Origin of the sequence: Streptomyces sp. CA-111067 (assembly GCF_050956065.1) — a bacterium.
Taxonomy (GTDB): domain Bacteria; phylum Actinomycetota; class Actinomycetes; order Streptomycetales; family Streptomycetaceae; genus Actinacidiphila.
On record NZ_CP192103.1, the window covers coordinates 893197 to 905800 of the forward strand.

General features: G+C 71.9%; 8 protein-coding genes. 1 reads left to right on the forward strand and 7 read right to left on the reverse strand.

Annotated features, from left to right (window positions below; all coding sequences use genetic code 11):
- Positions 1-81: 81 nt before the first annotated feature.
- From ACQPW6_RS03865 to ACQPW6_RS03895, 7 genes are all read right to left on the reverse strand, one after another.
- A complete protein-coding gene (locus ACQPW6_RS03865) occupies positions 82-2349 on the reverse strand; it encodes an RICIN domain-containing protein (protein WP_433888102.1) in 2268 nt (755 codons plus the stop codon).
- A 183-nt stretch (positions 2350-2532) separates the two neighbouring features.
- Positions 2533-3369, reverse strand: a complete 837-nt coding sequence (locus ACQPW6_RS03870) for an undecaprenyl-diphosphate phosphatase (RefSeq protein ID WP_433888103.1) — start codon at positions 3367-3369, stop codon at positions 2533-2535.
- 185 nt (positions 3370-3554) lie between these two features.
- Complete coding sequence (locus ACQPW6_RS03875; protein WP_433888104.1) at positions 3555-5135, reverse strand: carbohydrate-binding protein; 1581 nt, start codon at positions 5133-5135, stop codon at positions 3555-3557.
- Between the two features lie 109 nt (positions 5136-5244).
- The gene (locus tag ACQPW6_RS03880; protein WP_433888105.1) at positions 5245-6630 is read right to left on the reverse strand and encodes a S53 family peptidase; all 1386 of its coding nucleotides are present in this window, start codon (positions 6628-6630) and stop codon (positions 5245-5247) included.
- 198 nt (positions 6631-6828) lie between these two features.
- Complete coding sequence (locus tag ACQPW6_RS03885) at positions 6829-7728, reverse strand: ABC transporter permease (RefSeq protein ID WP_433888106.1); 900 nt, start codon at positions 7726-7728, stop codon at positions 6829-6831.
- Positions 7725-10472 carry an alpha/beta fold hydrolase gene (locus ACQPW6_RS03890; protein WP_433888107.1) on the reverse strand — a complete coding sequence of 916 codons (2748 nt, stop codon included), beginning with the start codon at positions 10470-10472 and terminating at the stop codon, positions 7725-7727. Before ACQPW6_RS03890 ends, ACQPW6_RS03885 begins: the two co-directional genes overlap by 4 nt.
- 421 nt (positions 10473-10893) lie before the next feature.
- Positions 10894-11505 (reverse strand): LAETG motif-containing sortase-dependent surface protein, encoded by a 612-nt coding sequence (locus tag ACQPW6_RS03895; protein ID WP_433888108.1) that lies wholly within the window; start codon positions 11503-11505, stop codon positions 10894-10896.
- Between the two features lie 320 nt (positions 11506-11825).
- Between ACQPW6_RS03895 and ACQPW6_RS03900 the strand changes: the two genes are divergently transcribed.
- Positions 11826-12497: a hypothetical protein gene (locus ACQPW6_RS03900; RefSeq protein WP_433888109.1), complete on the forward strand. Its 672-nt coding sequence runs from the start codon at positions 11826-11828 to the stop codon at positions 12495-12497.
- Positions 12498-12604: the final 107 nt, after the last annotated feature.

Genomic DNA, 12604 nt, shown 5'->3' on the forward strand with positions numbered 1-12604 from the left:
CCCGCCCGTGGGGGGATGGGCCGGCCAGGCTTGCTCACGGCGTCACGGCTGTGGCCGTCTCCGCTCTGCCCGCGTACCGCCTTACGGGTAGCTGGTCAGGGTGTCGTGCGAGTGACTGGCCGTCACCGCGGGCCCCGACTGGTTGATGATGTGGTTGATGTTGCCCGCCCCGCCGAGCACGGTGGTGACCATGTCGTGGAACTTCACGCCGGCGGTGCTGGGCGACTCGATGGCGTGCCCGAGCACCAGGTTGGGGTGGTCGCGCAGGTAGGCGTAGATGCCCACGCCCCATGCCTCGTGCGAGGTCACGGTGTTGGCGACCTTGTACGAGGCGTAGCCGAGGTCCCCGCCGCTGGTGGTCCAGCTGCCCTGGTCGGGCACGTCGTACGGTGTCTCGCTCTGGTAGAAGTACGTGCGGCCGCCGTTGCCGTTCCAGGTGGTCTGGTACTTCTCGTAGTGCTCGACGAAGAGGCCGTACATCGTCACGTTGGCGCCGTTGACGATCAGGCCCTGCGCGGCCGGGTTGGTGTTCCAGCCGACGCCGTTGGAGTGGTCGCCGCGCCACAGCCACAGGTGGTCGCCGATGACGTTGGCGCTGTTGACCACCAGGCTGGTCGTGGCCTTGCCGGCGATGTCGCCGCCGACCCGGAAGAACACGTCCTGGAGGGTGGTCGGGTCCGCGGCGTGGCTCGCCGTGGAGCCGGTCGGGCCGACCTGCATCAAGGTGGCCGAGTTGGTGGTGTTGGCGCTGATCAGCAGGCCGGCGATGTCGATGCCGTCCACGTCGGCGGTGGTGATCGCGGTGACGCCGTTGTCCGGCACCAGCGTGGCCATGCCGAGGCCGAGGACGACCGTGTCGGGCCGGGTGACGTTCAGCGGCGCGGACAGGTGGTAGACGCCCGGGGTGACGATCAGGTTCTTGCCCGCGTTCAGCGCGGCGTTGATCGTGGTCGAGGTGTCACCGGGCTTGACGATGTAGAACTGGTCGATCGGGATCGACGTGCCGGGCGAGTTGCCGTTGACCCAGTCCGGGCCCTGGACGTTGCTGCGCAGCGCCGGGTCGAAGACCTGCCAGTTGCCCGAGCCGTCCACGTAGATGAACGGCTTCTCCTTGGAGACCGGGCTCTGCGCGACCGTGGTGTAGGGCGGGTTGGGGAAGCTGTTGCCCGGGGCGCCCTGGTCGCCGACGAAGACCATGTTCCAGTTGGAGCCGTTCCAGCTGCCCATCGAGCTGTTCTGGGTGAGGAACTGCTGCTGGGTGCCCGAGGTGATCTGGCCGGTCACCCGGGAGTTGCCGATGTAGCCGCCGCTCGACCAGTTACCCGACGAGCCGTGCGTGTTGTCGTACAGCAGCATGCCGCCGTGCACGTCCATCCGGCGGAACGGGTCGGCCTGCGAGATGGCCCACATGGTGCTGCCGGAGCTCGGGCTGAGCGACATGTTCTCCACGTCGCGCCAGAAGTTCTGGGTGGCGTTGCCGTCGTTGGTGTGCCCGGCGACATGGATGCCGCCGCCGGTGATCGACACCTGGTCGGGCGAGAGGCCGAGGCCGGAGACCTGGGTGTAGTAGCCGACGGGTATGTCGACGTTGTACGTGCCCGGGGTGAACAGCAGCGCCTGACGCTGGGTGCCGAACTCGTTGTTGACCTGCTGGTTGTAGACCGAGGTGACCTTCGACTGGATGCTGGAGGCCGACATCGACGGGTCGAACACCGACACGTTCGGACCGAAGTCCGGGGTGTTGCCGGGCGGCGGCGGTGTGGTGGTGCCGCCGCCGCTGCCGCTCACGTTGAACGACTGCGCCGTGGTGCCGTTGCAGGTGTACTGCTGCAACTGCACGCTGTCGGCGGCCGAAGCGCCGGGCACGTCGAGGCACTTGCCGCTGTTGCGGTTGACGAAGTGGAAGGCGCCGCCCGACTCCTGGACGGGCTGCCACTGCTGGTTGCTGCCGCCGCCGTACAGCCAGAGCTGGGCGAGGGCGCTGTCGGCGGTGGAGACGCCGGTGACGTCCCAGACCTGGGAGGGGGCGGTGCTGACGCCGATCCGGTAGTAGCCGCTGTCGGTGGCGGTGAACTGCCACTGCTGGGCGCTGCTGCCGTTGCAGGCGTACTGCTGGACGGCGGTGCCGTTGGCGGTGGCGGCGGCCCTGGCGTCCACGCACTTGCCGCTGTTGACGCTGGTGACGGTGGCGGGCGCGCTCGGGATGGTCGCGGCGCCGGCTCCGCCGGCGGATACCAGTGCGATGCCGGCTGCCACCGGCAGCAGGAAGGCCGCCGCCAGAGCGGTCGTTCGCCTGCGGTGGCGGGGGTGACGGGGGGGCGTGCCGGGCACGCCGGGTACCTGGGTCACACGAGTCTCCTCGGTCGCGTTGTGGGGTCGCGATGCGGTCTGGACGCTAGGTCCAGACCACTGGGGAGTCAATACACATCAAAAAATAAGTCGTGAACTATGCCGGGGCGCCTGGCTGGTGCCGCACGCGAACAGGGGCCCGGCCGCATCGGCCGGGCCCCCGCGGGGAGTTGGGAGTGCTGGTCAGGAGTCCAGGACGCCGGTGGTCAGCAGGCCGATCATCAGGAAGCCGACCACGATCCGGTAGATCACGAAGGCGTTGAACGAGTGGTGCGCGATGTACTTCAGCAGCCAGGCGATGGACGCGTAGGCCACCACGAACGACACCAGGGTGCCCACCACGAGCGCCGGGGCGCCCACGCCCCCGCTGGTGGCGTCCTTGAGCTCGTACAGGCCGGCGCCGGTCAGCGCGGGCAGGCCGAGGAAGAACGACAGCCGGGTGGCGGCCACCCGGTCCAGGTCCCGGATCAGCGCGGTGGAGATGGTGGCACCGGACCGGGAGAAGCCGGGGAAGAGCAGCGCGAGGATCTGCGAGCAGCCGACGATCATCGCGTCCTTCAGCGTGACCTGGTCCTCGCCGCGCTTGAACCGCGCCATCTGCTCCGCGCACCAGATGACGATGCTGCCGCCGATCAGCGAGAAGGCGACCACCCACAGCGATCCGAGCGGCCCGTCGATCAGCGGTTTGGCGGCCAGCCCGACGATGACGATCGGGATGGTCGCGTAGATCACCCACCAGGTGAACTTGTAGTCGTGGTTGTCGCGCTCCTCCCGGTTCGTCAGGCCGCGCAGCCAGGCGCCGACGAACTGCTTGATGTCCTTGAAGAAGTAGACGAAGACCGCGGCGATGGCGCCGGTCTGGATCACCGCGGTGAAGCCGACGACGGCGTCGTCGTCCACCGGGATGTTCATGATCCCCTCGGCCAGCTTCAGATGGCCGGTGGAGGAGACCGGCAGGAACTCGGTCACGCCCTCCACCAAGCCGAGAACGACCGCCTGGCCGACGCCGATGACACTCATGGGTGTTCCCGTCCCCTGGTCTTTCCGGTGATGTGCACGCCTCGACTACATTCGCGTAGACGTCCGGTCAGACTCTAGAGGACCGGCGGCACCGGTACACATCCGGGGCGGCGCCCCCGGGGCACGGCGCCGTGCCGTCCGGCGGGCGCGGGCCCGCCGGACGGCACAGGGGGACGGCAGCGGGCTCAGCAGGCGCCCAGGTCCTGCCAGACACCCCACTCACCGGTGGTTCCCGGCGTCTCGCCGGTGGTCCACCACTTGGCCTTCCAGTTGTGGCCGCCGTAGGAGACGGTGTCGCCGCCCACGTAGATCGCCGAGGACTTCCAGGCGGTCCCGGTGCAGCCGCTGCTGGAACCGGTGACCGTCAGCGTGTACGCGGCCGTGTGGGTGGCCGCCGCCGAGGTGCCCTTGACGGTGAGGGTGTACGTGCCGGGCGCCGCGGCGCTCGTGCTGGACACCGACAGGGTGGCGCTGCCGCCCGCGGTGACCGAGCCGGGGCTGACCGACGCGGTGACACCGGCGGGCGCGCCGCTCACCGAGAGGCTGACCGACTGCGCGGTGCCGGCGGTGACGGCGGTCTTGACGCTCGCCGACGCGGAGCCGCCGGGGGCGACCGAGGCCGAGGCCGGGGTCAGTGCCACCGAGAAGTCGTTGCTGGCCGGCGGGGTGCTGCCGCCGTTGAAGGGTTCGAAGGTGTGGCTGAACTGCCAGGTGCTCTGGGTGGTTCCCGAGCAGGAGTCGGAGCCGCCGGTGCCCGGGCAGCCGCCGTTGTCCCGCTGGAGCGCCCAGAAGGACAGCGTGTTGATGCCCTTGCTGACGGCCCAGTTGTAGACGGTGGTGGCGTTGCCGGTGGTGAAGGTCTCGGCCGCGCCGAAGTCGTCGATGCCGGGCATCTCGGTGACCCCGACCATGCCCCACAGCTGGGCGTCGGACTTGCCCGGGTAGAGCACCCCGAGCTGGTCGTGCAGGCCCTGCGCGGCGGTCTGGGTGTCGGTGGCCATGTTGTGGGTGGCGTTGTCGTAGTAGTCGAACGTCATGATGTTGACGACATTGAGGTTGACGCCGTTGCTGACCGCGTTCTGGAGCACGGCGAGCCCGCTGCCGGAGCCGACCGAGCCGCCCTCCAGGCCGTGGGTGGTGGTCGGCAGGGTGTAGGAGAACTGCACGGTGCGGCCGTTGGCCGCCGCCCAGTCCTGTACCTGCTTGACCGCCTTGTTGCGGCGGTCGATGCCGGCCGAGTTGGTCAGCGAGTTGTCCTCGATGTCCAGGTCGATCCGGCTGATGTCGTAGGTGGTGATGACCTTCTCGTAAGCCTGGGCTATGGAGCTGACGTTGGTGCAGCTGTCGGCGATCTCGGTACCGCTGTTGTCGGCCGCGTAGCCGCCGAACGACGGGATGACGTCGCCGCCGCCGGCCTGGATGGTGTCGATGTCGCTGCCGAAGTTCGCCTGGCTGATCGGCATCCCGCTGTCGCCGTTCCAGTACGGCGTACAGGAGCCGACCGACGGGGTCTGGATGAACGCCATCGTCAGGTACTTGTTGCCGGAGGCCGAGGCGAGACCGGACAGGCTGTCGCCGTTGTACGCCTCGAAGTACGGCGCCGATATGTGGGCCGGCAGCGGGGTGGCGGCGTGCGCGGTGCCGGCGCCGGTCAGGGCGAGGCCGGCCGAGGCGGCGGCGGTGACGAGTCCGGTGAGCAGCGCCTGGGGGCGCCCCCAGGCACGGAGTGCTCTGGGGGACGAGGTGGTGCGAACGCGTCGGGTCATGAACCGCGATCCCTTCACAGGTGGGGGGGCAAGGGTGGTCTGGACCAATACTCTTGGTCCAGACCACCCAACTGTCAAGGGTCCTAACAGATAATCGGAACGACCGCGGTCAGCGGCGGGCCGCGGCGACCGCCAGCGCGGGGACGAACCGCGCCGCGTCCACGGTGCCGACGCCGGTCGCCATGTCGTAGCCCTTCACGGCGGTGTAACCGGTCACGCCGTCATAGGAGTTGTTCGTACCGTCCTTGACGTCCACGACCCCGCCGAAGCCGCCGCCCTGCTTGTAGAGCGCGTAGAGCGCCTGGTGGATGTCGCCCAGCCGGCGGCCGGCGAACTGGTCGGCGAGCGCCACGATGCCGGAGAACAGCGGGGTGGCCTCGCTGGTGCCGCCGTAGACGTCCCAGCCGACCGCCGTCGGGTCGTAGCTGGAGTACACCCAGGCGCCGCCGTCCACCGCCGCCGCCATCGAGACGTCCGGGGTGCCGCGCCGGTCGCCGACGACCTGGCCGACGCCGTCCTGGTACGAGGGCCGGGTGAAGACGTGCGACTGGCCGCCGCCGCCCGCCCCGTAGTCGTTGTAGACGCTGTCGGGCGCGGTACGGCGGCCCGCGTCGTCCAGGTGCAGCTGGGTGCCGCCGACCGAGGTGACCAGCGGGTCGGCGGACGGCCAGGAGTTGACCCGGTACGGGTAGTCGCTGACGCCGTCGGCCATCGCGTCGGTCGCGCCGCCGTCGCCGGAGGCGCCGAGCACCGTCACATCACGCCGGCTCGCGGCCTTGAACGCGTACCGCAGCTTCTGCAGGCTGGCGACATCGCCCTTGCCGAAGCCGGGGAAGGTGTTCTCGGTGGCGCCGAAGCTCTGCGAGATCACATCGCCCACGCCCTGGTCGATCAGCGACTTCTCGGCGGCCATCATCTCCGGCAGGCCGGTGACGCCCTCGGTCTCGGCCACCCCGGTCTCCACCAGCACCAGATGCGCGCCGGGCGCCACCGCGTGCGCCATCTCCACGTCGAGGGTGCTCTCGCCGGCCCAGCCGGTGTGGTCGGCGTTGCCGGGGTCGAACGGCGGCACCTTGCCCCACTTCACCACCTGGACGCGGGTGCTGGGAATGCCGAACTTGGCGCTGTAGACGTCCAGATCGTGCTGGATGGTCGGCGAGCCGAACGCGTCCACGATCACGATGGTGCGGCCCTTGCCGGTGATCCCGGCCCGGTAGAGCGGATTCAGGTCGTACGCCGCGCGGTACTGCGCCGGCGTGTAGCAGTTGATGCCCCAGGTGGCCTGGCACTGGGCGTTGCTCAGCGGGCTGCCGACCGCGTGCGCCAACTGGTGGCCCTCGACGGCGGGCACCGGCTTGACGGCGGGCGCGGGCCTGGCGGCGGGCGCGGCGGCTGCCCGCGCCGCGTGCGGAGCGGCGGTCAGAGCGGCGGCGGTCAGGGCGGCGGCCCCGGCCGCGGCGACCACGGCACCGGGCCGCGGACGGACATTGCGCATGGATTCCCCTTGGCTGGAGCGAGGCTGGAGTTTCCTCCCGGTGTGGGCTCGCGGCCGCACGGGACGGCCGCCGCGAGCCCACAGGGAGAGAACGTGCCCAGGACAGGGGGCGCGCCCCGCACACCGGCGTCCGCACCACCCGGATGGCGCAGTGCCCGGGCCGCCGACCGGGGCTTTTGCCGCCGGCGGCCCGCAGGCTCAGGACACGATGTCCTTGGTGCGGAAGCCGCGGAAGGCCAGCGCGGTGAACACCAGGGCGTACGACACCGATACCGAGGTGCCCTGCAGCATCCCGCTCCACTCCATGGTCGGCTGCACCGAGTCCAGCCAGGAGAACTGCCAGTGCGCGGGCAGCACGTCCCGGTACGACTTCAGCGCGGTGACGGCGTCCAGCACGTTGCCGACGATGGTCAGCCCGACGGCGCCGCCGACCGCGCCCAGCGGCGCGTCGGTGATCGTGGAGAGCCAGAACGCCAGCGCCGCGGTGACCAGTTGGCTGACCATGATGTACACCACCGCGATCACCATCCGGGGCACCGCGTGCCCGGAGGCCAGTTCACCGCCGGCCGGCAGTTGCAGCCCGCCCCAGCCGTACGCGACCGTGCCGGCCAGCAGCGCGACCGCGGGCAGTACCAGGATCGCCACCGCGCTGAAGGCCAGCGCCACGGTGAACTTCACGCTCAGCAGCCGGGTCCGCGGCACCGGGGCCGCCAGCAGGTAGCGCAGGCTGGACCAGCCGGCCTCGGAGGCGACGGTGTCGCCGCAGAACAGCGCCACCGGCACCACCAGGACGAAGCCGGCCGAGACGAACAGGCAGGTGGCGGCGAAGTTGGCGCCCGAGGCGGTGGCGGTGTCGATCAGTGTGGGCCCGTTGGAGCCCTCGCTCGGCGTGCCGCCGATCGCGAACGCCGCCATCAGGATGAACGGCAGCGCGACCAGCAGCCCGAACACGATGATCGTCCGCCGCCTGCGCAGCTGCCGTCTGGCCTCGACCCGCAGCCGCAGCGTGCGTCCTGGCCGGTAGCCGGCGGTACCGCCGGCCGGGAACGGGGCGCCGGCGCCCGCGGGGGATGCGGGCGCGGCCGGTGCGGTGCTCATGCCGAGCCTCCGATCAGGGTCAGGAAGGCGTCCTCCAGGCGGCGGTGCGGCCCGACCTGGGTCACCGGCACGCCCAGCCGGACGAGTTCGGCCACGAACCCGGCGACGCCGGGCCCGTCGAGCACGGCCAGCAGGCCGTCCTCCTCGCGTACGGCGGTCAGCACGCCGGGCAGCGCGGCGATCGTGTCCACCAGCGACTGCGGCACGTCGCCGTCGACTCCCACCAGTACGGTGTCGGCGGTGCCGACGATGTCGGCGACCGGTCCCGAGGTGACCAGCCGGCCGCGGTCCATCACCACCAGGTGCGTACAGGTCTGCTCGACCTCGGCCAGCAGGTGGCTGGAGACGATCACGGTACGGCCGCCGGCCGCGTAGCCGATCAGCACCTCGCGCATCTCGCGGATCTGCGGCGGGTCGAGGCCGTTGGTCGGCTCGTCGAGGATCAGCAGGTCGGGTAGGCCGAGCATGGCCTGGGCGATGGCCAGCCGCTGCCGCATGCCCTGCGAGTAGGTGCGCACCGCGCGTTCCAGCGCGTCGCCGAGGCCGGCGATCTTCAACGCCTCGTCCAGGTGCGCGTCCTGCGCGGGGCGGCCGGTGGCCTGCCAGTACAGGTCGAGGTTGGCCCGGCCCGACAGGTGCGGCAGGAAGCCGGCGCCCTCCACGAAGGCGCCGAGCCGGGACAGCACGGGCGCGCCGGACCGCACCGCCTCGCCGAAGACCCGGATCTCGCCCTCGTCGGGGTGGATCAGGCCCATCAGCATCCGCAGCGTGGTGGTCTTGCCGGCCCCGTTCGGCCCCAGCAGGCCGAGCACCTGGCCCGGTTCGACCCGGAAGGACAGGTCCTTGACGGCGTACCGGTCGGCGGACTTCGCGTACCGCTTGCTCAGCCCGGTGATCTGCAACGGGACCCCGGCCAGCGCCGGATCGGCCGGCCGCGGCCTGACCCGGCGGCGGCCGGTGACCAGCAGGGCCGCGGCCACCAGCAGCGCCAGGAGCGGCATCGCCCAGACCCACCAGGACAGCACGGTGGAGTCCGCCGAGATGCCCGGATCGACCGGCAGGGTGACCGCGGGGGTCGCCAGCGAGACGGTGAGGGAGGCGGGCGCGGCCGGTGATGCGTAGCCGAGGTCGGTGGTGGCCAGCACCAGGCGCAGCCGGTGCCCGGCCGCGAACTCGTGGTCCACGGCGGGCAGCCGGAGCTGGACGGTGCCTCCCTGCGGCGAGCCCTTCACCCTGATCGGGGTGACCAGCGAGGAGGGCAGCGTCTGGGTGCCGCTCGGCGCGACGTCGTAGAGCTTGCCGAAGAGCACCGCGTCCTTCGCGTCGGTGGCGACCTTCACCTGGACGGTCGGGGAGCCGGTGAGCTGCATGCCGGTACGCAGCGGCGCGGAGTCGAAGCGCGCGTACTGCCCGGGGAAGTCCACCGACACGCCGGCGCCGAAGGCGGAGAGCCGGCCGAGCGCGCTCACCCCGGGCACCGAGGAGATGGACGGCGGCGAGCCGCCCGCCGGGTTGCTGATCCGCTGCGGACCGCCGGTCAGCTCGATCCGGCCCTCGGAGGTGCCGTCGAGCCCCGGGTAGCGGTCGGCCTGCGCGCCGCGGATCACCACCGTGCCGTCGGTGCTGCTCAGGCCGCCGGTGCGGGTGACGCGGAAGGCCGGTCCTGTGCTCTGCGAGGTGTGGCCCTTGAGGTAGTGGTCGAACCAGCCGGTGACCCTGGCGTCGATCCTGGAGTCCTCGGTGTTGCCGCCGTCGTGCCCGCCGGCGATCCAGTCGACCTTGACCGGGGCGCCGTTGGCCTTGATTGCCCGCGCCATCGCGTCGGACTGGTCGAGCGTGAACAGCGAGTCGGTCTGGCCCTGGACGATCAGGGTGGGGACCTTGATCCGCCCGGCGACGGTGGCGGGGCTGAGCGCGGCGAGCTCGGCGCGGGCGGCGGCGTCGGGCTTGCCGGCCTGGGCCACCCGCTCGTACATCGCGCAGATCGACGGCTCGAAGCGGCCGCAGAGCGGATCGCCGGGGGTGCCGGGGGCGCTCGTGCCGGGGTTGTCCGTGCTGGGGTTGTCCGTGCTGGGGTTGTCCGTGCCCGGGGCGCTCGTGCTGGGGGCGGCGGCGTCCGCGAGGGGCGCGGAGCCGCTGGAGAAGAAGATGCCGGACCACAGCTTCTTGTAGACGTCGTTCGGGAACAGCGCGTCGCTGAGGTTCCAGTACGTCTCGCGGGGCGCGATCGCGTCGACCCGCCGGTCGTAGCCGGCCGCGAGCAGCGAGACCGCGCCGCCGTACGAGACACCGGAGATGCCCACCCGCGGGTCGCCGGGCGCGTCCAGGCGCACCTCGGGGCGGCCGGCCAGCCAGTCGATCAGCTTGCTGACGTCGGCGATCTCGCCGTCGGGCGCGTTCAGCCCGATCCGGCCGCCGGAGTGGCCGAAGCCGCGCGCGGACCAGGTCAGGACGGCGTACCCGTGCCGGGCCAGCGCCTCCGCCTGCCCCTTGACCTCGTCCTTGCTGCCGCCGAAGCCGTGCCCGAGCAGCACGGCGGGCCGGCGGGCCGAGCCGCCGTCGGTGAAGTACGAGGTGTCGAGCCGCACTCCGCCGGCCCCGGTGAGCATCGCGTCACTGCGGTGTACCGTGCCACCGCCGCCGGCCGCGGCCCCGGTGCCGGCCACGACGCCTCCGGCCACCAGCACCGCGAGCGCCCCCACCCCGGCCAACCACCGCTTGCGCCACGGCCATCGAAGATCCATCCTCCGATCCTAGGTGCGCCTTGCGCACGGCCCGGCACCGACGGTGGTTTTCCGGCTGCCGTGGACGCTGTGGCGGGCGTGGTGGATCTTGGCCCGCGGGGGTCGCGGGATTGGCGGGGATATCGACGTCCGGGGGTCCGGAATGCGCTCAACAGGTGTGCCGCGGAAGCCCGTTGCGTGATGGTGCCATGCGATTGCCGGATTACCTCGCGGCGGCGATCAAGGAATTCCCTGTGTCGCCTTGTCGCTATTCCCGGTGAATACCGGTACGCCGGACGGACGCGGGCCCCGGACACGCGCCAGGACCCGGACGGACGCAGGGCCCTGACGGACGCAGGGCCCGGACGCACCGGGGCCCGGCCTCCGTCCGGCGTACCGGGCGGGGCCGGGCCCCTGGGCGCTGCTACGGCGCTGCGTCGCGTCAGCGGTGCGAGGCGGAACGGCGCCTGCGGCCGACGAAGACCAGGCCGCCGCCGACCACCACGACGGCCGCGGCGATGCCCGCGATCATCGGGGTCGCGCTGGAACTGCCGGTCTCGGCCAGGTCGCTGCCGCCGGACGCGGTGGCCGCGACCGCCGGGGCGCTGCTGGTGGCGCTCGTCGAGACCACCGGGGCGGCCGGAGCCGAGGTGGTCGGCGGGGCCGTGGTGGGCGCGGCCGGCGTGGTCGCCCCGGTGCTGGGCGGCGGGCTCGCGGGCGTGGTCGGCGGGGTGGTGGGCGGGGTCGTCTCGCAGGGCGCCGCCGTCTTGGTTTCGTCGCGGTTGTACTGCGAGCTGTCGCCGGCCTTCACCACGAGGTGGACCGTGATCGGGCCGGTGTGGTCGGGCAGCGCGCCCGAGTAGTCGTAACTCGCCCCGAAAGCCGCCTCCGAGGCGAGCACGGCGCCGCCGTCCACCGAGACGGACACGGAGTTGGTGACGCCCCCGTTGTAGTTGGTGAGGTGGACCGAGACCGAGTTGCAGGTCACGTTCCAGCCGACGTCGTGGGCCGAGGCCGGGACGGCGAACACACCAGCGCCGACGAGTGCGGCCAAGCCGGCCCCCGCTATGACGGCCGATCTTCTACGGCTCTCACGCGTCATTTTCATGAATCCTCCCTGAATTTCCCGAACTGCGCTGTGTGGCGCTACCGTTCGCCGAACATCGAGGCGAGAACCGGGACCGTACACCCTGCGGAAATCGGCGTACGCACCGCCCCTCCCCGTTACGAATCCCGTAGGAATTCAGCGGCTATTGCGCCGCCGTATTCGATCACCCGCGCCCGGCGTGCGGTGCCCGCCGGTGTCGGCGGCGGGCGGTAGCGTGCGAGGGGGACGGCACGGGGTGGCCGTGGCGCGCGGGAGAAGGGGCGGGCATGGCCAAGGGGCTCTCGGCCGCCCAGCGGCGGGCGGTCACCGGCTCCGACCCGGCGACCGGCCGGCTGTCGGCCCGCGCCGACGTCTGCGCCGGGCTGGCCGCCCGCGGCCTCGCGGTGCCGCACGGACGCGCCGGCCATCACAGCTTCTATCTGTCGCCCGAGGGGCTGCGGCTGCGGGCCGAACTGGCGGCCGCGCCGACGCCGGACGGGGACGAGCCCGCGAAGGCGGCCGAAGTGCCTCCCGGCGGCGGCTTCGTCGCCGACCTCGGTACCGCCGACGCGCCGCGCCCCGGCGACGGCGTGCGGCGGCGGGCCGAAGTGGCCGTCGCCTGGGAGGGGTTGCTGCAGATCCGGGCGCTGCTGCTCGACGGCGCCACCGACGTCCCCGCGCCCTGGGAGCGCGAACGCCGGGCGCACGCGGTGGCGTTGGCCCTTGAGGCGGCCGGCTGCCCGCCCGGAGGCCCGGATCGCGCGGGCTACACCGTTGCGGAGGCCGCGGCCCAGGCCGGGGTGATCGAGGTCGGCTGGCGCGGCCCGGCCGCTCCCGCGGACCAGGCGCGCGCCCTCGCCGAGTGCGCCCGGCTGCTGGAATCCCACGGCTGGCAGTCGACCCGGCACACCGACCGATCCGGCCGCGCCTTCCTCCTTGCGTCCCCTCGGCACGCCTGACGTCCTCTTGCGAAGAACCATCGCTATTTTGCACAGACTCATGGACTTACTGCGGTGCGGCTCGTAGTCTCTCCACGCCTGGCCGGGTGCTCGACCCCTCCCCTCAC

Bases quoted from the DNA above. Each gene is read 5' to 3' on its own strand.
- ACQPW6_RS03870 (WP_433888103.1), bottom strand. From the start codon at position 3,369: ATGAGTGTCATCGGCGTCGGCCAGGCGGTCGTTCTCGGCTTGGTGGAG.
- ACQPW6_RS03875 (WP_433888104.1), bottom strand. From the start codon at position 5,135: ATGACCCGACGCGTTCGCACCACCTCGTCCCCCAGAGCACTCCGTGCC.
- ACQPW6_RS03880 (WP_433888105.1), bottom strand. From the start codon at position 6,630: ATGCGCAATGTCCGTCCGCGGCCCGGTGCCGTGGTCGCCGCGGCCGGG.
- ACQPW6_RS03885 (WP_433888106.1), bottom strand. From the start codon at position 7,728: ATGAGCACCGCACCGGCCGCGCCCGCATCCCCCGCGGGCGCCGGCGCC.
- ACQPW6_RS03890 (WP_433888107.1), bottom strand. From the start codon at position 10,472: ATGGATCTTCGATGGCCGTGGCGCAAGCGGTGGTTGGCCGGGGTGGGG.
- ACQPW6_RS03900 (WP_433888109.1), top strand. From the start codon at position 11,826: ATGGCCAAGGGGCTCTCGGCCGCCCAGCGGCGGGCGGTCACCGGCTCC.